Source organism: Enterococcus sp. AZ091 (assembly GCF_051714805.1).
GTDB lineage: Bacteria > Bacillota > Bacilli > Lactobacillales > Enterococcaceae > Enterococcus_D > Enterococcus_D gallinarum.
This window is the reverse complement of sequence record NZ_JBIOSO010000001.1, coordinates 1,753,217-1,775,509: the sequence shown is the minus strand read 5'-3', so window position 1 is coordinate 1,775,509 and position 22,293 is coordinate 1,753,217. Positions and strand designations below refer to the sequence as shown.

General features: G+C 38.3%; 22 protein-coding genes. 2 read left to right on the top strand and 20 right to left on the bottom strand.

Annotated elements, in window-relative coordinates; all coding sequences use genetic code 11:
• Window positions 1–10: 10 nt before the first annotated feature.
• From IGJ28_RS08890 to IGJ28_RS08835, 12 genes are all read right to left on the bottom strand, one after another.
• Window positions 11–958: a thymidylate synthase gene (locus IGJ28_RS08890; protein WP_003126957.1), complete on the bottom strand. Its 948-nt coding sequence runs from the start codon at window positions 956–958 to the stop codon at window positions 11–13.
• Window positions 959–972: 14 nt separating this feature from the next.
• On the bottom strand, window positions 973–2,877 hold the full coding sequence (locus tag IGJ28_RS08885; protein WP_252711822.1) for an ABC-F family ATP-binding cassette domain-containing protein: 1,905 nt from the start codon (window positions 2,875–2,877) through the stop codon (window positions 973–975).
• Between the two features lie 121 nt (window positions 2,878–2,998).
• A complete protein-coding gene (locus IGJ28_RS08880; protein WP_029486972.1) occupies window positions 2,999–5,035 on the bottom strand; it encodes a cation:proton antiporter in 2,037 nt (678 codons plus the stop codon).
• A gap of 3 nt (window positions 5,036–5,038) precedes the next feature.
• Window positions 5,039–5,320, bottom strand: a complete 282-nt coding sequence (locus IGJ28_RS08875; protein WP_003126954.1) for a hypothetical protein — start codon at window positions 5,318–5,320, stop codon at window positions 5,039–5,041.
• Between the two features lie 305 nt (window positions 5,321–5,625).
• Window positions 5,626–7,746, bottom strand: a complete 2,121-nt coding sequence (locus IGJ28_RS08870; RefSeq protein ID WP_081131318.1) for a peptidoglycan D,D-transpeptidase FtsI family protein — start codon at window positions 7,744–7,746, stop codon at window positions 5,626–5,628.
• A gap of 298 nt (window positions 7,747–8,044) precedes the next feature.
• Window positions 8,045–9,142, bottom strand: coding sequence for an LCP family glycopolymer transferase (locus IGJ28_RS08865; RefSeq protein WP_003126952.1), 1,098 nt, complete (start codon window positions 9,140–9,142; stop codon window positions 8,045–8,047).
• 278 nt (window positions 9,143–9,420) lie between these two features.
• Window positions 9,421–10,230 (bottom strand): ABC transporter permease, encoded by an 810-nt coding sequence (locus tag IGJ28_RS08860; protein ID WP_081131316.1) that lies wholly within the window; start codon window positions 10,228–10,230, stop codon window positions 9,421–9,423.
• A gap of 46 nt (window positions 10,231–10,276) precedes the next feature.
• Complete coding sequence (locus tag IGJ28_RS08855; protein WP_003126949.1) at window positions 10,277–11,332, bottom strand: ABC transporter ATP-binding protein; 1,056 nt, start codon at window positions 11,330–11,332, stop codon at window positions 10,277–10,279.
• A gap of 168 nt (window positions 11,333–11,500) precedes the next feature.
• Window positions 11,501–11,902 carry a glycerol-3-phosphate cytidylyltransferase gene (tagD, locus tag IGJ28_RS08850; protein ID WP_003126948.1) on the bottom strand — a complete coding sequence of 134 codons (402 nt, stop codon included), beginning with the start codon at window positions 11,900–11,902 and terminating at the stop codon, window positions 11,501–11,503.
• A gap of 105 nt (window positions 11,903–12,007) precedes the next feature.
• The gene (locus IGJ28_RS08845) at window positions 12,008–12,208 is read right to left on the bottom strand and encodes a cold-shock protein (protein ID WP_003126947.1); all 201 of its coding nucleotides are present in this window, start codon (window positions 12,206–12,208) and stop codon (window positions 12,008–12,010) included.
• A 226-nt stretch (window positions 12,209–12,434) separates the two neighbouring features.
• Window positions 12,435–13,043: a superoxide dismutase gene (locus tag IGJ28_RS08840; RefSeq protein ID WP_003126946.1), complete on the bottom strand. Its 609-nt coding sequence runs from the start codon at window positions 13,041–13,043 to the stop codon at window positions 12,435–12,437.
• A gap of 75 nt (window positions 13,044–13,118) precedes the next feature.
• The gene (locus IGJ28_RS08835; RefSeq protein WP_081131315.1) at window positions 13,119–13,562 is read right to left on the bottom strand and encodes a GtrA family protein; all 444 of its coding nucleotides are present in this window, start codon (window positions 13,560–13,562) and stop codon (window positions 13,119–13,121) included.
• Between the two features lie 134 nt (window positions 13,563–13,696).
• Between IGJ28_RS08835 and IGJ28_RS08830 the strand changes: the two genes are divergently transcribed.
• Together IGJ28_RS08830 and IGJ28_RS08825 are read left to right on the top strand one after the other, a co-directional pair.
• A complete protein-coding gene (locus IGJ28_RS08830; RefSeq protein ID WP_081131314.1) occupies window positions 13,697–14,506 on the top strand; it encodes a DUF1189 domain-containing protein in 810 nt (269 codons plus the stop codon).
• Window positions 14,507–14,586: 80 nt separating this feature from the next.
• Window positions 14,587–15,537 carry a phosphoglycerate dehydrogenase gene (locus IGJ28_RS08825; RefSeq protein ID WP_081131313.1) on the top strand — a complete coding sequence of 317 codons (951 nt, stop codon included), beginning with the start codon at window positions 14,587–14,589 and terminating at the stop codon, window positions 15,535–15,537.
• Window positions 15,538–15,571: 34 nt separating this feature from the next.
• On the opposite strand, the gene IGJ28_RS08820 is transcribed toward IGJ28_RS08825, so the two are convergent.
• From IGJ28_RS08820 to mltG, 8 genes are all read right to left on the bottom strand, one after another.
• Window positions 15,572–16,504, bottom strand: a complete 933-nt coding sequence (locus IGJ28_RS08820; RefSeq protein WP_003126941.1) for a glycosyltransferase family 2 protein — start codon at window positions 16,502–16,504, stop codon at window positions 15,572–15,574.
• Window positions 16,505–16,607: 103 nt separating this feature from the next.
• Entirely contained in the window at window positions 16,608–16,904 is a 297-nt protein-coding gene (locus IGJ28_RS08815) for a HesB/YadR/YfhF family protein (RefSeq protein ID WP_081131312.1), read from the bottom strand.
• A gap of 12 nt (window positions 16,905–16,916) precedes the next feature.
• On the bottom strand, window positions 16,917–17,582 hold the full coding sequence (locus IGJ28_RS08810) for a potassium channel family protein (protein WP_003126939.1): 666 nt from the start codon (window positions 17,580–17,582) through the stop codon (window positions 16,917–16,919).
• 90 nt (window positions 17,583–17,672) lie between these two features.
• Window positions 17,673–18,302, bottom strand: coding sequence for a response regulator transcription factor (locus tag IGJ28_RS08805; protein WP_003126938.1), 630 nt, complete (start codon window positions 18,300–18,302; stop codon window positions 17,673–17,675).
• A 2-nt stretch (window positions 18,303–18,304) separates the two neighbouring features.
• Window positions 18,305–19,372, bottom strand: coding sequence for a sensor histidine kinase (locus IGJ28_RS08800; protein ID WP_003126937.1), 1,068 nt, complete (start codon window positions 19,370–19,372; stop codon window positions 18,305–18,307).
• Entirely contained in the window at window positions 19,369–20,100 is a 732-nt protein-coding gene (gene liaF / locus IGJ28_RS08795; RefSeq protein ID WP_208787995.1) for a cell wall-active antibiotics response protein LiaF, read from the bottom strand. Before liaF ends, IGJ28_RS08800 begins: the two co-directional genes overlap by 4 nt.
• 150 nt (window positions 20,101–20,250) lie before the next feature.
• Window positions 20,251–20,730, bottom strand: a complete 480-nt coding sequence (greA, locus tag IGJ28_RS08790; protein ID WP_003126935.1) for a transcription elongation factor GreA — start codon at window positions 20,728–20,730, stop codon at window positions 20,251–20,253.
• 111 nt (window positions 20,731–20,841) lie between these two features.
• Entirely contained in the window at window positions 20,842–22,206 is a 1,365-nt protein-coding gene (gene mltG / locus IGJ28_RS08785) for an endolytic transglycosylase MltG (RefSeq protein ID WP_438845330.1), read from the bottom strand.
• Between the last annotated feature and the right edge of the window lie 87 nt (window positions 22,207–22,293).

The window sequence follows — 22,293 nt, the reverse complement described above, 5'->3', positions numbered from 1 at the left end:
CTGTAATAAGTTAGACAGCGATCGGTGCCTTGATCGTGGGATGCGGATCGTAGCCTTCAATCGTGATATCTCCCATCTCAAAGTCAAAAATCGATTGTTTCTCAGGATTTAAGTGCAACGTAGGTGCAGAACGAATTGTTCGGGAAAGCTGCTCTTTCATTTGTTCCATATGATTGCTATACAGATGGGCATCCCCTAAAGTATGGATAAATTCGCCGACTTGGAGTCCTGTCTCGTGAGCGATCAAGTGAGTCAATAACGCATAGCTAGCAATATTGAAAGGCACCCCCAAAAAAACATCGGCACTTCGTTGATAAAGCTGACAACTTAGTCGACCTTCATGAACATAAAACTGAAACATAGTATGGCAAGGAGGCAGCGCCATCGTCGGCACATCTTCTGGATTCCATGCGGAAACAATCAAGCGCCGAGAATCTGGCGTTGTTTTGATCATTTCAATTACTTCTTTGATCTGATCAATAAATTCCCCTTTAGTAGTTTCCCAATGACGCCATTGATACCCGTAAACATGACCTAGATCACCAAATTTTTCTGCAAATGCTTCGTCATTTAAAATACGTTCGCAAAATTTTTGCAATTCCTCTTGATAGCTGGCATTGAATTCTTCATCAATTAATGAGCGACGGCCAAAATCAGTCATATCAGGACCTGTATAGTCCTCACTTTTAATATACCGCTCAAAAGCCCATTCATCCCAAATGTGATTCTTGTGTTGCAGTAAGAATCGAATATTGGTATCTCCTTTAAGAAACCAGAGTAACTCGCTTTTGATCAGACCAAAAGGTACGCGCTTGGTTGTCAATAATGGAAATCCTTGAGAGAGGTCAAATCGCATTTGATGACCAAAAATACTTTTGGTTCCAGTCCCTGTGCGATCCCCTTTGACATTTCCCGTTTCTAAAATTTTTTTCCCTAAGTCAAGATATGCTTGTTCCATAATGGGCCTCCTTATTAGTCGTCTGAAAACTCGCTTAAATATTCCCAGCGTGTCATTTTTTCTTCTAACAATTGTTCTGTTTCTGTAAGTTCTGCTTGGAGCTGCTGTAATTTCGTAAAGTCATCCCCCTGCTGATTCATCGCTTCAGTTAGTGCGTCGACTCGTTCTTCTAACAGAGCAATCTCATCTTCGATCGTTGCCCATTCTTTTTGTTCCATGTAGCTTAGTTTCTTTTTGACTGGCTTTTCGGAAACAAATTTGCTGTGTAGCCCTTTGTCAGGTTGTGAGGCTGCAGTTTTCTTTGTGCCCTGTTTCGTTGCTGTCTTTTGTAAATATTCGTTTATCGAACCATAAAAGCGAAGAATTTGCGCATTGCCTTCAAAAATAAGTAATTTTTCAGCAACTTTATCTAAAAAGTAACGGTCATGAGAAACTGTAATTACGGCACCAGGAAATGATTCAAGATAGTTCTCCAAAACAGTTAATGTATCAATATCCAAATCATTCGTTGGCTCATCCAACAATAGAACATTTGGTTGACCAATCAATAATTTCAATAAGAATAGGCGGCGTTTTTCACCACCAGATAATTTACCGATCTTTGTTCCGTGCATGAAACGGGGGAACAAAAATTGTTCCAGCATTTCCGCTACACTGACATGGGCACCATCTGTTTTTTCTACTTCTTCTGCTGCCTCTTGTAAATAAGCAATCATCCGCTGTTCCGGATCCATCGTCTCATTGGTTTGCGTATAATAAGCTAATTTGACGGTTGAGCCAATAATCCGTCTTCCTGAATCTAATGAGAGACGTCCCGCCAACACATTCAGCAAGGTTGATTTACCTGCACCATTCTCACCAGTAATGCCTAAACGTTCTCGCGACTGAATCAATAAATCAAATTGAGATAGAATTGGTTTGCCTTCAATTGCATAACTACCTTCTTTGATTTCCAACACTTGCTTACCTAAACGTGAGGTCGCAACATCAATCTGCACTTCTCCATTCCGCTTGACTTGGTTCATATTCTCTTTCAAATCGTCGAAACGATCAATTCGCGCTTGTTGCTTAGTCGTTCTCGCTTTGGCGCCTGTCCGAATCCATGCCAGCTCGTGCTTATATAACTGTTGCCGTTTTTCTTCTTGGGTTTCTTCAATACGTTCTCTTTCTGCTCTGGCTAATAAATAGTCCTCGTAATTTCCTTGATATTCATAAAGTTTACCAAAAGAGAGTTCAAACACGCGATTGGCTACCCGGTCAAGAAAATAGCGATCATGAGTGACCATCATCAGTGCGCCGCGATAGTTTTTCAAATAGCCTTCTAGCCATTGGATAGCTTCATAGTCAAGATGGTTCGTCGGCTCATCCAACAATAGTAAATCCGGTTCATCGATCAACACTTGCGCTAACCCCACCCGTTTTTTTTGCCCACCTGAAAGTTCATTGACTGGTTGTTTTAAATCTGAAATCCCTAATTTCTGCAAAATAATTTTTGCCGTTGTATCCGTATTCCAAGCATCTGTTTTATTCATAGCTTCTTCTGCTCTGCTGTAGGCAGCTTGCACTGTAGGATCTGAGCCATTTTGTTCCAGCTGAATCAAAGCTTTCTCATAGTCACGAACGGTTTTGATTAATGGACTTGTTCCTTGGAAGACCGCATCAACAACCGATAATTCTTCTTTTAATTGACTTTCTTGCGCCAAAAAGCCGATTCGATAATCTTGTGGTTTAAAAACAGAGGGACGGTCGCCATCTCCGGCTTCAATTCCAGCCAAGATCGTCAGTAAACTTGATTTGCCTGTCCCATTGACACCAATCAAGCCAATCCGGTCTTTCTCATGTATCAGAAAAGAAAGCTGATCAAATAATGTTTTATCGCCGTAAGTTTTTGTAAGCTCACTTACTTTTAATTCTTTCACAGAATCCCTCCTGAGATCTATTTTTCTTCGCCCATTGTACCACATAAGCATGACAGGGTCTTTAAGAAAAAAGAAAAAAACAACCGCTCCATCTCAACCCTGAGACGAAGAAGTTGTTGTTTTATCTACGAAACATTCGCTGTTTCGGCTGTTCATCTGCGCGAGCCATCGCATAAGATTCCAAGAGATTTACGTTGCGTCGATATTCGTTTGCAGAGATCGTTGGAATTTTTTCGGCTACCTCATATTCATCGATCGTTTTTCGTTCTAAATAATAGCCTCGTAAAACTTTTTTGACAAAAATCGGTTCTTGTTCAATCATGATAGTCTCAATGAAGTTATTATGCTCAAAACGCTTTAAGCTCATTTCCCTTTGACGTATAAAGAAGTTGATCAAAGATGAATCGTAGACATCTTCTAAGTTGCTTAAACTATGAAAAATATAATCACTGTTTTTGATATAGATTTTTTGTACTTCTGATATATCTCTTTGTTTCAATGCATCCTTCAGCTGCTGCTGGCGCTGCCAAAACAGCTTGGGATGAAAAATGATCCGTACAAAACGTTGAATGATCAAAAGCCAAAAACTGAAAAAAGACAAGAACTGTTTTGCTAACGAATGCTGCTGCTGCGAAATGAACCGGGAATAAAAGCGATACCCATTGGAGCTAACCTCACCTTTTCGGTAGGCTTCATCCAAACCATCCTGTTCAATGGATAGAATCAATCCTTGAATTTCCTGTATCTCTTGCTTTTCAGAATCAGTTAAACTATTGCGATACAATTCCCAGCGTCGATTTTCATAAGTATTGATTACTGCATCTGTCGCTAAGCGCTCTTTGGCATCCGTAGTTTCTTTCTCTTCTTCTTCCAAGATCTGGATGACTTCTTCTAAAATCAGCAACTGATTGAAATCAACAGATTCGGCAGCTTCACCATCTGCCAAATAGGGCAAGACAAGTACACTGATCACTAAAGTCGCTAAGATGACACAAGCCGTCAAAAATAAGAGCAAACTGCGGGCTTCAAATTGGTCACCGTTGATCGTTACAGGCAAGATAAAAATTGCCGCTAAGCTGACCGTTCCTTTGACCCCTCCAAAGGTCAACAAAGCTACTTGCTTCAAGTCCACGATTTTTTTTGATTGTAAAAACTGATAATAAAAAAGAAGGAATAAGAAACGAATGAAGAAGATAACGAGTGTTACTACTACGATGGTCAAGACTAAATGACCATTTGCATAAGAATTGCTTTCCCAAATGGGTGAAAATACTTGCGAAAGTTCAATCCCTAAAAATAAAAAAACAAGGGCGTTCAACGTAAATACAATTGTTGACCACGTACTTTCAGAGATATTGGCTAGTTCCGCATCGAACAAAGAGACTCGTCGTCTTCTTTGTGCTTGCGCTACACCGGCAACAACTGCCGCAATGATACCAGATACTCCAACCATTTCTGCAATCAAGTAGGCTGCAAAAGGCAATAGTAGTTCGATCAACAGATAAACAGTGACATCTTGGGCAGATATTTTTTCAATAAAGCGAATGATCCGCCGTTTTAACCAAACGATCAAGTAACCAATCAAGCCGCCGCCAATACTCGAAAAAAGCAATTGAAAGCCAGCCCCCATAACAGAAAAGCTACCAGTGACTAAAGCAACGATAGCAAATTGGAGCGCTGTTACCCCGGAAGCATCATTCAAAAGACCTTCGCCTTCTAAAATATGCATGATGTTCTTGGAAATTTTTAAGCGTTTCGCTAAAGATGAGACGGCTACCGCATCTGTTGGTCCTAAGGCAGCGCCAAAAGCATAACAAGCAGCCAAAGGAATCGATGGCATCAGCCAATGCAGTGTCGTTCCCACTGCAAATAAGGTCAGCAAAACACCGCCAAAGGCCAGAAACAAAACGATCTTACTGTTCTTCAAGATTTCCGGAACATCGGCTCGTTCTCCTTCTCGAAACAATAGCGGTCCAATGATCATCACTAGAAACATCTCTGGTTCAAATGCGATTTCTTGTCCCATTTCAGTCAATCCTAGCAGAATGCCTAAGATAATCTGAATGAAGAAAATCGGTACTGATGGCAGTATTTTGCTGACAATATTTGAAAAGGTCACGAGGATCGCGATGATGATGATAAGTTCAATAAATTCCATCCATTATCCTCTTTTCTTTCGAATTGCGATTAATAACTCAAGAAAATGTTCTTTTTTCATGAGAATCTTATGATCGAGCTGATTCAACTCCTTTTCATTTTTTTCGATTTCACATTGAATCCGTCTTGATTCTAGACGAAATAATTCATGTTTCATGCGTTCAAATTTGCGAAACAGCAATGGATTCTTCCGTTGCAAATATTCGCGGATTTCTTTTTTTTCTGCTGGTGAGAACTCCCCTAGGCGTTCCATCAATTCTTGTTTCGTTAAACATTGCTTCGTCATGATAGCCCCCTGCAATTCTAGTCAATTATAATAGAAGTCAGTTAAAATGAAAAATGATTGAAACCAATCCTGCTTTTTCATTTCTTGTTGACCGAGAGTATTCTATGCCATTCAACCAAAAATAGCAAGACCCACTTACTAAAAAAGAGGTTTCTCTCCGAATTATTGATAATCTCTTAATAATTCCGATAGAAAGTATTTTGCTATAAAAAAAGTTGATGAACCGTCCTTCACTGATTTGGAAAATCATCAGCGAACGAACCGTTCATCAACTCCCTCTTACTCATTCAACGATTATGCCTTGCTTATTTCATATATAAATCATAGTAAGCATCCATGATTTCTTTCACGATTTTTACGTTTGGATGCGAAGTAGTTGAAGATTTAACCTGTGGTAAAACCACTGCAACTGCTATATCTGCATCATCACTTGGTCCATAAGCAACAATATTTAGGTTGACCAGATTGATGGTTTTGCCATTTTCATCGACAATCGGTGTCTCCGCAGTACCCGTTTTCGCAGAAAGTTCCATTTTAGCAGAAGCTAGTCCTGTTGCTGTAGCCCAAGCATCTGTTCCATGAACGGCATCATAAAATCCATTTTGAATGATTTTCATCTGATCAGTAGTTAAACCAACTTCGTTCAAAACGGTAGGTTCTACCGCTGATTTCAAGCTTCCTAAACCACCGGTTTCATCATTCCCATAGATACCCGAAACGATATGTGGCTGCAATCGTTGGCCGCCATTGGCCACAGTTGCTGCATATTGAGCCAATTGTAATGTCGTATAGGTATCAAACTGTCCGAAGGCTAAGTCCAGGATCTTACCGCCATCACTGACCGTATCTAATTTGTCGACAGGTGTGCTGATCCCTGTTGCTTCGCCAGGAAGATCGATCCCTGTTTTCGTCCCCATCCCAAAAGAGGCAAAGGCTGTACGCAGCTTACTGTAGGCTTCTGTTTGACGATCAACTGTTGGAATTGAAATTCCAGGCTGATACTCAATGCCCATCAAGCGTAAAGCAACCTGCATCATGTAGGAGTTGGAAGAAACTTCTAAGGCTTGTTCAGCTGACAAATTGCGGTTGTTTGCTCCTGTCGGGTTAAAGATCGAAGCTTTGACATCAGAGCCGATGCGGATTGGTTGGTCATATAAGACTTCATTCCCATTCAAGACACCATTTTCCCAACCAGCTGCTAACGTACCACCTTTGACTACAGACCCTGGAACAAAAGCATTGATGAAGGTTCCGATTGCATTCTCTTGCAATTTGCTTGATTCTGCCTCATGTTGATAACCTGACATTGCCAAAATCCCGCCAGTTTTAGGATTGATCGCAACAGCATAGACTCCAGGCGAGTATTCTGCAGCTCCTGAATCCATCAAAGACTTAAAGTTATCTTGTAAGATTTCATCAACTTCTTTTTGGAACTTGGCATCTAGCGTCAGTACAAGATTATCTCCCTTAGAGCCCGCATAGATTTCTTTTTGGCTTTCAATATTATTGCTATTGTCTAATGTGATTTGAGACTTTGATTTTGATCCTTGAAGGACTTCTTCATATTGCTTCTCTAAATAGCTTCGTCCTACACGATCATTACGAGCATACCCTTTCGCTAGATATTCATCCAAGTTTTCTTCAGGGATCCCTTGTTCTTCTGTTGTCACAGTTCCGATCAAACTTGCCAATGAACTGCCTTCAACAATTTTTCTAGTCCAGTCTGTGCCGGTCGAAACTCCGGGAAGTTCGGTCATATTCTCAGCCACAATTGCTAGTTCTTCATCAGATACATCAGAATTTTTTAAATAAACAGTGCTTAAAGATTGTGCACTATTCATTCGTTTAAAAATGGAAGCTACTTTTAACTGATCATCATTAAAGGCAATATCCTCATCCGTTACTTTATCGACAGTTGCCGCATACTGTTCAGAAGCCCCGAGCGCTTTTTGCTTGGAACTTAATTGATCTTGCGCTTTCTTCAAATTTTCAGGATCTGCCAACCAAAAATCTTTCAGGTCCCGCTCTGTCAGATTCTTATCGATTGGAATATCGATCAATGTAGCTAGTTTTTGTGCAGTCTTCAATAAATCTTCAGCTGTCATCTTATTTCCTCTTGTAAAGGTAATGGCTGCATTGGCTTGATTTTTGACAAGCGGTTTGCCAGATGCATCATAAATCATTCCTCGTGGAGAGCTGCCATTGACTTCTACCACGGATGAAGCTTTCAATTGCTTCTCAATATTATCACCATTGACGATTTGTAAATAACCTAATTGCACGATCAACGCAACAAAAAGACCAAAAATCACAAAAAAGAGAAAATTCAATCGAAAGGGAACATGGGATTTGCGATAAGATTTTGTCTTAGGCTCCTCAGGCCCTTTTCGTATATTCTTAATGACTTTATCTTTTAGATTCTTCATCTCTTCTATCCTCTCATTACAAACTGCTTACCGTCTTATTTTACCAAAAATTTTCAATATAAACAGAAGAAATCAAAATTATCCAAGTATCCTTAGAGAAAATTATAAGAATTCGTTCTCATCCACTGTAATGTTTCACAGTTACGCAAAAAGATTTTTTTGTTGAGAAAAAATCTGCTACACTTTAAGCTTTCTTAATCTTTTCCAATTTTAATCCCGTGAAACACATTTTTCTAACTTCCATCTGTGGAAAAGTAAAAAGCAAACGATCAATGACCGTTTGCTTTGGTTTTCATTATTAATATCCAGAGTAATCGCCAGTATCTTCCTGATACCCGGCTCCATCATCATAAATGTCTGACGGTTCACCTGGATTCTCATTTGAGTTTTCTTCACTATTGTAATTCGTATCGTCGTACAATTGATAGTTTGTATAACCATCAGTATGTTCATCTCCTTGAGACAAAGTCTCGCTGGTAGGAAGATTCAGTTGTTCTTTCAATTTATTTTGCATTTCCAGCAATTGATTGATACCTAATAATTGGTAATAGACCCCATTCATCATTTGGCCTTCACCTTGCAATTGTTCTTGATCGATTGTCGTGAACGCAGGCAAATAATTGGTAGCGATATCCATCATGTCATCCCAAGTCAAATCTGTTTTTGAATTCTTTTCAACAGCTTTTAATATTTTTTGATAATTGCTGACGCCATCCAAGCTCATTACTTTTTTAACGATCTTAGTGACAACTTCTCTTTGCCGTTTTTGACGTCCAATGTCGCCTTCCGGATCTTGTTTTCGCATGCGTGCATAGGCAAGACCGGTTTTCCCATCTAAAGTAATGGTTCCTTTAGGCACATGCACCCCTTCCAGAGTAAAATCGATTTTATTAGTGACTTCGATGCCTCCAACTGCATCGATCAAATCTCGCATACCTTGCATGTTAATCGTAACATAATGGTCAATAGGAATGTCTAACAGATTTTCAACGGAATCCATCGACATTGCTTCGCCACCAAAGGCATATGCATGGTTCAGCTTATCCAACGTGCCATACCCAACAATTTGAGTGTAGATATCACGGTCAAGACTAACGATCGTTGATTGTTTCTTGGCAGGATTAACCGTAACGACCATCATACTATCTGAACGCCCTTGTTCGGTTCTCCCCAACGCTCCAGTATCAATCCCAAGCAAAAGAATCGAAAAGGGTTCTCTATCTTCAATACTTACTGCCGTTTCACGTTTTTTCGTCTTACGATCCGCACTTTGCGTAATATTATTGAACGTTTTATTCGTATCATCGTATACTTTCATTCCATAGACAGTGACACCGACAATACTTACTGCCACCAAGCCCAACAATCCTAAAATTACTTTTTGATATAAACGCATCCTACACCTCTATCACAACATTATTAGGTAATCGTTTAAATTTTGCCACAATTTTACAAATTCAGCAATCTTGCTTCTGTTTTATTACAGAATCTTAACACGATTGCAACAAAAATGAAACGATAAAGAATTTGTTATTTTAACTTTTAACGGCGTACATCCCTATTCATTAACACATCTAAAAAAACTATCCTAAGGAAAGTAAGAGACTCGCTTTAACAGACCCTTCATTCCTTCGGATAGTTTTTTGTATTAATTGAAAAATAGTTTTTTTATACTTAAATATAATCCACAAATCGCGCTCTAAACTTCATGTGTAGATGACTACCTAATATCAATAAAGTCAGAGTTACACCCCAAAATATCAAAGTGTAGGTCGTTTTTTCCCAAACCCAACCACGTGATAAAAAGGCATCTCTAAAGCCTTCAATCAAATAATAAAAGGGATTCAAACGTAATAGCTTAATTAACCATTCCGGCATATTTCGATTATTGATATCCCAAATTGGTCCTGAAACATAAAACAACAAACGCAACACTGATTGTAAGAAAATATGATAGTCACGTATCAATACTGTAATGGTCGCATTTAATAATCCGAAAGCAAATAAGAAAATAACCATCGCAATAAAGTAATAAATAAATTGCAACCAATAAACGGACGGTGTTACTCCCGCCCATAAGAGCGAGCCAATCACAATAGCTACCATAGGGATATAAGATGACAAGTTACTGATAATATTGATTGACGGCAAGATACTTACTGGAAATTTCATTTTGGCTACCATACCAACTTGTCGGTGAATACTATTGGACGCTCCAAGTACCGAAGAATTGATATAAAACCAAGCTGTGATCCCAATCAACATCCAAATAATAAATGGTACGCCATCTACTTTCCGATTACCATTGACTCCTAGCCCAAAGACTAAATAATAGATGCCAATTTGAATCGCAGGGTTCAAGATTTGCCATGCAAGACCAAGATAGTGGCTTTGATAGGTTGCTTTGTCCTCGTATCGAGACATACGGAAAATAATTCCCGCATGATTAAATTGTTCTTTTATTACTGCAGCAATTTCTTTCACTAAACTCTTCCTTTTCTATCTAAACTAAATAAAGAAATAGTTATCTTTACTTGAAAACTTGTACAATTGCATCAACTGGATGCTTTAGCGCATAGCTAATGGATCTGCCACTGAAAGAAACAAGAGAGCAAAACAGTGTTCCTACTATCGCAAGAGTCAAAAGTCCTTTAGTTGGAATCGTCATCTTCTCACCTAAAGGAGTTCGTTTAAGGTTCTTCTGAATCATTTGTTCAGATAGATGCTGCTCTTTCAGCAAGCTATCATCTTGGCTTTTTTCAGCTAATTTTTCTAGATTAAATGCCTTTTGATTTTCTTTGTATTTATCTTGGTAAGCTTTTTGTTCTTTTTTCGGTTGCTTCTTGAACCAGTCGATAAACTTGCGATATTCCGCCATTACTTCCTCAGTCGGACCAAACATGCGCAAATCGCCGTAATGCATCCAGATTGTACGGTCACATAATTTTTCAACTTGTCCTAAAGCATGGCTGACAAAGAAAATAGTCTTGCCGGACTCTTTGAATTCCATGATTTTATCCACACATTTTTGATAAAAAGTTTCGTCTCCAACAGATAAAGCTTCATCAATGATCAAAATATCTGGATCATTATGAACAGCAATGGCAAACCCTAAACGTGACTTCATCCCACTGGAATAGCTTTTTACAGGTTGATTAATAAAATCACCTAAATCGGCAAATGCTACGATTTCATCCATTTTTTTATCGATTTCTTTATTGGTCATTCCAGACATCAATGCTTTTAGACGAATATTTTCTAAACCTGTCAATTGATATTTTAATCCGGCTCCAATTGCGATAATCGACGTATCGCCATTGACTTCCATTGTGCCTGATGTTGGAGGAATAATGCCACTGATCACATTTGAAAGCGTTGATTTTCCAGAACCATTTATCCCAATGATCCCTACAGACTCTCCTGCACGCACTTCAAAACTAACGCCTTTTAATGCCCAAAAACGCGGAACATTTCGATGATAAAATTTGAATAATGCTTTCACTTTGTCTGATTTCTTTTTGTATAGGTCATATTCCTTTGTAACCAAAGTACTACGAACTTTTATTTCTTTTTCCACTTTCTTCATCCATTCTCAAAGAAATTCTATTCATTTGCTACAACTCAAGCTACATCATATCATATTTTCCTCTAAGACAAAATAAACAACGAAAAACATCTAATAAATTTTAAGAAAAAAACGGAAATAGTGTACAAAAAAAGGCACCATTTAAAGATACCTTTTATGCTTTAAGTATTAATTATTTATTTTTAAGTCTTTTTTGATCTGTGTCGTTGATATTTCAGGCGTTCTAGCTAAATAAACAACTTCGGCATCTGTTTCTTCTTGAATGAAATCAAATTTACCAGCCCAATCATCACCCATGACAAAAGTATCCACGTGGTACTCTTTGACGTCAGAAACTTTTTGTTCCCAGTTTTTTTCAGGAATAACTAAATCAACATAGCGAATAGCCTCTAATAACTGTTTACGTTTTTCATAAGAAAAGTAGCATTTCTTCTGTTTTTCATCCCAATTGAACTCGTCCGTAGACAATGCCACGATCAAATAGTCTCCTTGTTCTTTTGCTCGGCGCAATAAATTGATATGACCATAATGGAGCAAATCAAATGTCCCATACGTAATTACTCGTTTCATCAAATATCCCTCATTTTTAATCTATTTACAATACACTGAAGATAACAAATTTGGCCGAAAATAGCAAATTAAAAAAAGCTGAGGTCCCCCTCAGCTTGTTCTAGTTTAGATTTTCGTGACTTCTGCCGCTTGCGGTCCTCGGGCGCCTTCGACAATCGAAAACTCGACTTCTTGACCTTCTTCTAAAGACTTAAAGCCATCTCCTTGGATCGCAGAAAAATGAACAAAGACATCATCTCCGCCATCAACTGTAATAAACCCAAAACCTTTTTCATTATTGAACCATTTTACTTTTCCATGTTCCATGCGTGTAAATCCTCCAGTAATTAAAATAAGACGCTTCCGTCTTCAATATTATAGCTGAAAATGAAAGCGTTAGCAATATGTTTCAAAAAATAAAACTACCCCCAACGAATCAAAGGTAGCAGTGAGAACTTATGGTTAACACGAAGCTGATGCTAAGATGCAACGTGCTTTCTTTTATCGTTGGGATAGTTTTATTCTGATTAAAAATAATTCCCTTACTTAATGATTATTTTGCTTTCGCATAAAAATCATTTACTTTATCCCAATTAACAACACTCCAGAAAGCATTGATATAATCAGGGCGTACATTTTTGTATTTCAAGTAGTAGGCATGTTCCCAAACATCTAAGCCTAAAACTGGCGTTTGACCGTCCATTAATGGTGAATCTTGGTTCGCAGTTGAAGTGATCGCTAATTTACCATCTTTGATGACTAACCAAGCCCAGCCAGAACCAAAGCGGCCAGTTGCTGCTGTTTTGAATTCTTCTTTGAAATCAGCAAAGCTGCCAAATGTTTCTTCGATGGCTTCTTTGATGGCTCCTGTTGGTTCACCACCAGCATTTGGTGCCAAGATTTCCCAGAAAAAGCTGTGATTTGCATGACCACCACCGTTATTACGGACAGCTGTTTTGATGTCTTCAGGCACCGAATCAAAATCAGCAAGTAATTCTTCAACTGATTTTTCACCTAATTCAGGATGTTTTTCAATTGCTGCATTCAAATTTGTGACGTAAGTATTGTGATGCTTGTCATGATGCAAATGCATCGTTTCTTCATCAATGTAAGGTTCTAATGCATCATAAGCATAAGGTAAATCTGGTAATGTGTAAGACATAAAAAATTCCTCCTCAGTGATAGTGATTACATAAGTAACATTATCAGATAAAAAGTGGTTCATCAAAACATATGCTTACTTTTTATCAACTTTTTTTGGTGCAAAAATCAGAAACTTGCTGAAAACATAGTTTGCTAGGACGACAACGATTTGTGTAACAAGCTTAGCGATAAAATCACCGGTTCCTAGTACGCTAATCAATAGATACATACAAGCCATATCCAATCCCAGCGAAAGGACTCTGAAGAAAAGAAACTTCCAAAAGGCAAGCCACGATTCTTTTTTTGTTTCACTTTTTGCTTCAAAGACCCAAATCTTATTCGTGAAGAATGCGAACAACACAGAAGCTGCCCAAGAAATCACATTAGCAATCATATAATGAAAATCAAAGATTTCTCTAAAGAGAAAATAAACAACTAAATTGACCAAAGTAGTTAATCCACCAAAAATTAAATACGTTAACGGCTCCCATAATTTTTTTTCTTGTAGTTTATTTTTCACATTTTTTAAACTTTCCATACTCGATCTCCAATTCTACTCATTAATCAGCAAAGAACACTTTAGAGATAATCGGACTTTTCTGTCATAAGTCCTTGTGTTCTGTTGCTGCCTTCGTTACAATTATTTTTAGTTACATAAAAGGAGTTAAACAAATGACAATCATACAAATGCTAAAAAGTGCATTTATTCGAATCCCAAATCTCAAATATGTAAAAGACGCTGCTTTTTCAAAAGTGATTCTTTTTCTACTTGGAGCTACCGTTATTTTAGCCGTACCAATCACTTTGCAAGTCAATGATATCTTTCAGGATTTCCAGCGAGATAGTCAAAAAATTGCGCAAAAAATCCCCAATTTTTCGATTGAAAATGGTCAATTAACAACGAATGGACAAGGAGAAGGGTTTATCTATCAAACCGACTCTATCATTTTTACTTTCGACCCTGAAGGAAAACGCAACGCTACCGATATTGCTTCAGATGCCACTGCAAATGTGTTGAGTGTGGGACTATTAAAAAAAGAAATTGTTGTCAGTTTCCCTGGAACAGGACTTTCCACATCATTCTTAGATACAAATCAATTAAAATTTTCTTATAATGAACCAGCATTTAAAAATTTAGATGGCAAAAAGATTCGGGAAACTCTGAGCAGCAATCAAATTCCTTGGTGGCTACAACTTATTGTTTTCTTAGTAGCGCTCTACCCTACATTTTTAAATTTATTAATCACATTGATCATGGGTACATTTATTGCAACTATCTATACAAAACTAAAACTTTTTTCTTACAGCTTTTTTGAAAACCTTAAGATACTAATCGTTAGTGCTGCTTTACCAACAATTTTGAGTGTGCTGATCCAACTATTCGTACCAAATTTTGATGGGACAACATTTATCTTATTCGCAGCACTGTTTCTATTCACTCAAGGCGTCAAAGGTTCGCCTAAAATCCAATTAAAAAGCTAGTAACTATCCAACCATGCATAGATCTTTGCGCATGGTTTTTTCTTCGTTCTTTGATACACTAAAATAAAGGAGGAACAAATATGACTAAATATATTTTATCTAGCAGAGAATTTCGTGATGAATTTATCACACAAATTCATGAAATCAGTGATGAATATCAGTTTATCCACTATGATGAAGCAACTTCCATCGACTGGTCAAATGTTGCAATCACGATTGGTTGGAAAGAAGAATGGGCCGGAAAGTTACTGGCTAATGCTTCTCTTGAATGGGTCCAAGCCATTTCAGCCGGTGTGGATACCCTACCTCTAGCACAGTTTGCCCAAAAGAACATCTTACTTTCTAATGGTAGCGGCATTCATGCACAATCGATCACTGATCATTTAATTGCTTTATTATTCATGGAATCCAGAGGAATTTTTACCGCCATCAAAAAACAGGCTGAAAGACAATGGCAGCCCAATGGTATTCCTTATTCATTATTATCTGATAAAGAAATACTGATCGCAGGTACAGGTAAAATTGGGCAGGCTTTAGCAAAGGCCTTAAATTTTTTTGGCACCCAACCTGTCGGCATAAATACAACGGGGCATGCCGTTGATGGTTTCAAGGAAACTTATCCACTTGAAGAGTTGATTGAACAAAGTCAGAAAGCTGATTGTGTGATCAATATCTTACCATTGACACCTGAAACTACAAGAATCTATAATAACCATTTTTTTAATAGTATGAAATCATCCGCTTCTTTTTATAATGTTGGGCGTGGACCTAGTGTAGATACTGTAGCGTTGACAGAAGCCCTCCGCCAAAAAGAAATCGCATTTGCGGCTCTTGATGTTTTTGAAGAAGAACCTTTACCCGCAAATGACCCGCTATGGACACTGGAAAATGTGTTGATCACCCCGCATATTTCCGGGTTGACCCCACATTTTCAAAAAGCATTCATGGCCATCTTTATGGATAACTTCCGCAATTTTATCCACGAGAAAAAATTGGTTCGAAATCAAGTCGATGTAACAAAAGGGTATTGATCATCAACCAGCGCTGCTTTTTTAATCCCAAAAATTATTTTTGATCTTTTTCTGTCTCCTTTAAAATGTAAAGGGGACGTTTTTTCGTTTCCAGAAAAATTTTTCCAATATATTTTCCAATAATACCTAGACAAAGCAATTGCAAACCACCAACAAACAATACGATACAAACTAAAGAAGGCCAGCCTGAGGTAGGATCACCAAAAATAAAAGTACGAATAATTATGAATAGCAGTGCAATTCCAGAAGCTAGACAAGACAACGCGCCAACAAAAGAAGCAATATTTAATGGCGTATCAGAAAAATTGACGATGCCATCAATCGAGTACTTGAATAAACTCCAGAATGACCAAGAAGTTTCTCCAGCTACTCTTTCACGATTTTCGTAGGCAATGTATTCTGTATCAAAACCTACCCAACTAAAGATTCCTTTGGAGAACCGATTGTATTCAGAAAGTTCTAAAACTGCATCCACCATATTACGACGCATTAAACGGAAATCTCGTGCGCCATTGACCATATGTGCCTCACCAATTTTGTTGATCAATGCATAAAAGGCTTCTGAAAAGAAACTACGAACTTTAGGCTCTCCTTTGCGATCGGCTCTGCGCGTTCCAACACAGTCTAATTGTTTTGTGTTGAGCAAGTCAAACATCTGAGGCAAAAGGCTTGGAGGATCTTGTAAATCTGCATCCATTACGGTAACAAAATCCCCTTTTGCTGCTTTTAAGCCAGCATACAAGGCTGCTTCTTTTCCAAAATTACGTGAAAACGAAAGGTACCGCACACTTTCTGGATGCTCTTGATGCAGCTTGCGCATCACTGCGAGTGTTTGATCGGATGACCCATCATTGATAAACAAATATTCAAAAGGCATGCCTACCTGATCTTTTACTTTTTCAGTCTCTTCAAAAAAAAGTGGTAAGCTACTCTCTTCATTAAAGCAAGGTACGATAATTGATAACATGGTTTCATCTCCTAACGAACAGGTCTATGATCAAAGCTAGCGATATGGAATCCACTAAACTTCAGTCATAGACTCATACTGTTGCATTGTATCTTTATTTTAGTTAATTGTTTTCAGTAAAACTATATTTAGGTTCATCTAGCTTTTCATCGTAGTCGACTTGCAGATCATACCCTTTGAAGAACCACTCGTCAGCCTCCTCAATAAAAAAAAGCATGTCTGAAACTGTCTTTTGAACGATAGGATTTTCAGGTTTATCTACTGACATTCCTACTGAAAAACCATCATGGATCTGAGTTTTCCCATAGATTTTACCAAAAAAGCGAACGCCGCTTCCTTGGTCGACTGTCAGTTCTTTTTTGAACCAATCAATTGCGGCATCTGTAATAGTTATATTCATCATTTTTCACTCCTAATCATTCATATGTTCATCAAGAATATCCACATCATCCGTGTTCCCAATCACGAGTAGATTATCATTCTCACGCACGATCGAATCAGCTGCGGGAGACACGATCACTTGTCCAGGTCCTCGACGAATAGCAACAACGGTCAATCCATATTTTTGACGAAAATTCAAATCAAGTAAGGACCTATTAAAGAAACGCGGATTTGAGACACGAATCTCCGCCAGCGAAAATTCATCTGAAAGCTCAATATAATCCAAGATATTTTTTGATACTAGATTGTGAGCGATACGAATCCCCATATCCCGTTCTGGGTGGACAACTCGATCAGCACCAAGCTTCTCAAGAACCCGAGCATGATATTCATTTTGCGCCTTTGCTAAAACGTTCGGTACCCCCATCTCTTTGACCATCAAAGTCACAAGAATACTTGCTTGGATATCTTCACCGATTGCTACGATCACATGGTCGAAATTACGAATTCCTAATGAGCGCAACGTCATTTCATCCTGTGCATTGCCCACTACCGCATGGGTAGCAATATTCATATACTCATTGACCCGATCCTCATTGCTGTCAATGGCTAATACTTCTTGTCCGGATTCTATCAATGTTCGACAAATACTGCCGCCGAACCTTCCAAGACCAATAATCGCGTAATTCTGCTTCACATTAAACGCTCCTTTACCTTACAAATCCTACTCTAGTATATCAAAAACCTCCTCAACTGACTATGAGGAGGTACCCTTATGATGAGATTCTTATTTTGTCAAGCCATGCTTAAAGGCATAAATGGTTGCTTGTGTTCGATCTTCCACTTCTAGTTTCGACAATATATTTGATACATGAGTTTTAACCGTTTTGAGTGTAATAAACAACTCATCTGCGATCTCCTGATTACTTTTCCCTTCAGCAATCAAAAGCAGCACTTCTTTTTCTCGATTTGTCAGATCATCATGTAAAATCGGCGTACGATTTGTTAAACGATCCATCATTTTCGTTGTTACTTCCGGTTCCAACACCCGCTCGCCTCTTTGAGTCGCACGAATGGCATCCGCAATTTCATGTGCAGTGGATGTTTTTAACAAATAACCGGCAGCACCAGCTTCAATTGCAGGATATACTTTCTCGTCATCAATAAAACTAGTAACTATGATGATTTTTGCTTCCGGCCAATCTGCTAGAATGGCTTTGGTTGCCTCAATACCATCCATTTCATCCATCACTAAATCCATCAAGATGACATCGGGACGTAAAGACAATGCCTTTTCGTAGCCGATTTTGCCGTTTTCAGCTTCTCCAATCACCTCTATATCTTCTTGAATGGATAAGTAGGAAGAAACCCCCAAACGTACCATTTCGTGGTCATCTACTAACAAAACGTTGATCATTTTTATGCCTCCTTAAGCAGCGGGATTTTTATTTCAATACTTGTTCCTTGATTTTTAAAACTGATAATCTTTAATGTGCCGCCAACGGCACTGATTCGCTCACGGATATTCATCAGTCCATAACTGCCAGCTTTTTGATTGTCGACATCGAATCCTACACCATCGTCGATCACGCGCAACAGCACGTTGTGTTCAATATGATTCAAGTAGACTTCAAGTTCATCCGCTTTGGCATGACGCAGTGTATTCGATAGTAATTCTTGAATCACTCGAAATAATTGGTCTTCTATAGAGCTTGGCATAGTAAACTCTTCAATATCCCATTTCAAGGATATCTTAATTTTTGTTTCCAATTCTTTTAATAATTGCTCGATTCCTTGTTTGAGGCTTTTCCCTTCCAATGTGACCGGACGCAGATGTAACAATAACGCTCGCATCTCAGACTGCGAAGCATTGATGATGTCCGTTACCATAGCCAACTGCTTCTTTTGCATTTCTGGGGCATCGTCCCGGATAGCTTGTTCGTTCAATGCGGACATCATCATCATTGCGGCAAATAATTGTTGTGAAACTGAATCATGCAATTCTCGGGCCAAACGATGTCGTTCGGCTTCAAGGATTTCTTCTTTTGTACTGCCATCCACTAGCTGCGGCCGAGCATTTAATTGTTGAAGCTCACTTGACATATCTTTCATTTTGACCTGTAATTTCCTGATGTCTCGATCGACATCTTCAATCAACCGATTTTCTTGCGCATGAGGGATAGGTGTGTCAAGTAGTGGACTATCAATATCTCCATTTGAAAGTAATCGCAGCTTCTCTTCGATTGGCCCGTATTGGCGGTTTCTGAAAAGAGAAATCAATAGAAAGACAGCCAGGCCCACCATCAGCGAAACAACTAATAAATGAAAAATGATCGGTATAAAGAATAGTTTGATCTGAAAGACTTCTAGCAGCCAATTCTTCTTTCCACTAGCATAAAGATACGAAAAAAGAATCAAGATCATCATCAAAAAACTAGTGACCGCACTATAAAAAGCGATCATTCCTCGAGAAAATTTAGCAATCATACCCGAATCACCTCGATATCCCCAATCAAAGTGTTCGTTAAAATTTTTAGTCGGCGGGTGTTTTCCTCATAATCCGGACTGTAGATCGTAACTTTCTCATTCTTCAGACCTGTTGACTCGCCTTCGAAAATCACTGTCCCGATAAAGGTGCTATGTTCCATTTTGATAGCAACTCCAGCAGGAACTAAAATTCTCGTACGGCCGAATCCCTTACGAACAATCACGACATTCTCTTTTTTCGGCAATAATGTATTTCCCAAATCAATGATCGTATCTCCAGAAAAGATGTCGATATTGATATCATCCCATTCATACACTTGATTCCCGATCCGCTCATTGCCGATCCATTGTTGTTTCGTTTTATGAGGATGAAACTGCTTTGGTTCTTCTGTTTCTAAAATGATCATTTGTTTTTTGCGCCAAAACGTGTTTTTTGTAAAATCTACACCAGTGATTTCCACACCTTTCAATCCAATAAAAAGGATCGCAAAAATCAACATCAGCCACAAAGCCGGACTATTTAAAAGACTGATAAAGATGGCAATACCACCGGTAACCATCAAAAAATTATTAAAATTTGTTTTACGTTCTCTGCGAGAAACAAAGTAGATCGTCACAACACCTAAAATCAATAAAATCAATAACGGTGGATTCGATAAAATTTGCCAGACCGCAAATAGAAATAATAATGCTTCTACGACAAAGAAAAAACGCCAAGGGCTTTTCATGTAAGCTCCTCCTCCCAATGATTCTATTTTATCATAACGGATTCTTCGATGGCATACATCCGTCGCGAGTCCGAAAAAAGATCCTGATTGGTCCTTTTCTCTTTGAGAAAGTGATCATCAGGATCTTCTGCTTATACTTTTACGAAAAAATCAGCTTTTTTTCACTTCTGTGATTTTCACCAGCATATCTCCGCCTGGTGTTGAAATTGTTACTTCATCATTGATTTTTTTACCAATCAATGCACGAGCGATCGGTGAATCGTTTGAGATTTTACCAGAAAATGGATCCGCTTCTGCACTCCCAACTATTGTATATTCTTCTTCATCTCCATCAGGTAATTCAATGAACGTGACTGTTTTTCCGATCGATACTTCATCATTGTCTACGCCTTCATTATCAATGATCTCAGCAAAACGGATCATATTTTCTAATGTGGTGATACGACCTTCTACAAAGGCTTGTTCATCTTTTGCGGATTCGTATTCAGAGTTCTCAGAAAGATCTCCAAAGCTGCGGGCAACTTTGATTCTTTCAATGATTTCTCCACGTTTGACTGTCTTTAATTCTTCTAATTCCTGCTCTAATTTTTCTTTTCCTTCTAATGTCATTGGGTATACTTTTTCTACCATTTTAATTTCTCCTTTTAACTTCGTATCAACTGCAAAAGGTAATCTTTTGCGAATAGTCCACAAAAGATTACCATGGTTTTTTTTAAATGTAAACTAATATCCTAATAAAAATTAATTCGAAGTATTGTTTACATATTTTTCAACTAAACGCATATGTTCATCATAGGTTTCTGCAAAATAGACTTCTTGCGTATTGATGTCTGCCACAAAATAATAGTAATTATTTGGTGTTGGTTCCAACACTGCTTTGATAGATTGCTCACTTGGATTATTGAATGATCCTGGACCGTATCCTGTGTTGACATACAAATTGTATGGTGAGTCTACTTGAGTATCTTCGTAAGTTACCAACTCTTTATGCTCGCCTAACGCATAGAGAATAGAAATATCTGACTGCAATGGCATATCCACTGCCAGACGGTTAAAGAAGACTTGGGCAATGTTCTTACGGTCATCTTCTTTACTACCTTCTTTTTCGACAAGAGAAGCCAAGGTCAACACTTCTTGCACTGTCATTTCTTTTTCTGCGATCTGATCGTAATATTTAGACATAACAGTATTTGTTTTATCGATCATTTGGGTCACAACTTCTTCTAAAGTGTTTCCTTTATAATAGTCATAAGTTGCCGGGAAGAGATATCCTTCTAACTTGTAGCGAACGCCTTCTGCTTTTGCTGCGCTATCCAACAACTCTGGATATGCTTCATGCATTTTATTAAAGAAGGTGTCATCTTTCATTAAAGCTAAGAAATCATCTTTCGAGATACTTGTTGCTTTGGCAAGCGCATCTCCGATTTGGTCTATATCATACCCTTCAGGAATCGTCACTTTCGCATCTGATGTCACTGACCCTTCTCCTTGCTGTAACTGGGCACTAATTTCATCCAGAGTCATACTTGGAGAAAACTGATAATTACCAGCTTGGAAACCAGTCAGATTATTAAATTTCGTATAATAATTAAAGATCATACCACTTTTGATGATCTTATCTTTTTCTAAAATCTCGCCAATCATTTTATTTGATGATCCGCTTGGAATCTCAACAGCAACTTTTTCTGTTTTTTCTGGATCTAACGGCTGCAATCCTGAAGTAACATATCGATAGACTGAAAAACCAAGGACGCCGCCAATAACGATTAATGCGATTACAACAATTGTGACGATGCGATTGACGATACGGTCTTCTCTTTTCCGCTGTAACTTACGAACGGTATCTGACTTTTCATCTAAACCAGCTTCTTCCCTTTTAGGAGCTGAACGCTTCGCTTTTTTAGCGTTTTTTTGAACAGTTTTATTTTTGATTTGGCCCTTTTGGGTACTGCTCTGCTTTTTTGTACTGCGGGTCGCAGAGCGACTTTCTATAGGTTCCTCAACAGATGATCGCTTTTGTTCAGACGATTCGTTGGTTTGAGGTTTTTTCAAAGCACCTAAAACTTCGTCTTTGAAGGACTTCTCTTCTGGATGTTGTTTACTCAAAACAACTCCTCCTAACTTTCGTAATACTGACTTGTACCATTATACACGAAAGTTAGGAGGAGTGGAATAAAATAAATATTTTTCGTA

Coding starts and splice junctions, on each gene's coding strand:
- IGJ28_RS08840 (WP_003126946.1), bottom strand. CDS start 13,043: ATGTCTTACACATTACCAGATTTACCTTATGCTTATGATGCATTAGAA.
- IGJ28_RS08815 (WP_081131312.1), bottom strand. CDS start 16,904: ATGAATATAACTATTACAGATGCCGCAATTGATTGGTTCAAAAAAGAA.
- tagD (WP_003126948.1), bottom strand. CDS start 11,902: ATGAAACGAGTAATTACGTATGGGACATTTGATTTGCTCCATTATGGT.
- IGJ28_RS08830 (WP_081131314.1), top strand. CDS start 13,697: ATGACAATCATACAAATGCTAAAAAGTGCATTTATTCGAATCCCAAAT.
- IGJ28_RS08880 (WP_029486972.1), bottom strand. CDS start 5,035: ATGGAATTTATTGAACTTATCATCATCATCGCGATCCTCGTGACCTTT.
- IGJ28_RS08835 (WP_081131315.1), bottom strand. CDS start 13,562: ATGGAAAGTTTAAAAAATGTGAAAAATAAACTACAAGAAAAAAAATTA.
- IGJ28_RS08865 (WP_003126952.1), bottom strand. CDS start 9,142: ATGCGTTTATATCAAAAAGTAATTTTAGGATTGTTGGGCTTGGTGGCA.
- IGJ28_RS08805 (WP_003126938.1), bottom strand. CDS start 18,302: ATGATCAACGTTTTGTTAGTAGATGACCACGAAATGGTACGTTTGGGG.
- IGJ28_RS08855 (WP_003126949.1), bottom strand. CDS start 11,332: ATGAAGAAAGTGGAAAAAGAAATAAAAGTTCGTAGTACTTTGGTTACA.
- IGJ28_RS08890 (WP_003126957.1), bottom strand. CDS start 958: ATGGAACAAGCATATCTTGACTTAGGGAAAAAAATTTTAGAAACGGGA.
- liaF (WP_208787995.1), bottom strand. CDS start 20,100: ATGAAAAGCCCTTGGCGTTTTTTCTTTGTCGTAGAAGCATTATTATTT.
- IGJ28_RS08870 (WP_081131318.1), bottom strand. CDS start 7,746: ATGAAGAATCTAAAAGATAAAGTCATTAAGAATATACGAAAAGGGCCT.
- IGJ28_RS08825 (WP_081131313.1), top strand. CDS start 14,587: ATGACTAAATATATTTTATCTAGCAGAGAATTTCGTGATGAATTTATC.
- IGJ28_RS08800 (WP_003126937.1), bottom strand. CDS start 19,372: ATGATTGCTAAATTTTCTCGAGGAATGATCGCTTTTTATAGTGCGGTC.
- IGJ28_RS08845 (WP_003126947.1), bottom strand. CDS start 12,208: ATGGAACATGGAAAAGTAAAATGGTTCAATAATGAAAAAGGTTTTGGG.
- greA (WP_003126935.1), bottom strand. CDS start 20,730: ATGGTAGAAAAAGTATACCCAATGACATTAGAAGGAAAAGAAAAATTA.
- IGJ28_RS08875 (WP_003126954.1), bottom strand. CDS start 5,320: ATGACGAAGCAATGTTTAACGAAACAAGAATTGATGGAACGCCTAGGG.
- IGJ28_RS08820 (WP_003126941.1), bottom strand. CDS start 16,504: ATGTTATCAATTATCGTACCTTGCTTTAATGAAGAGAGTAGCTTACCA.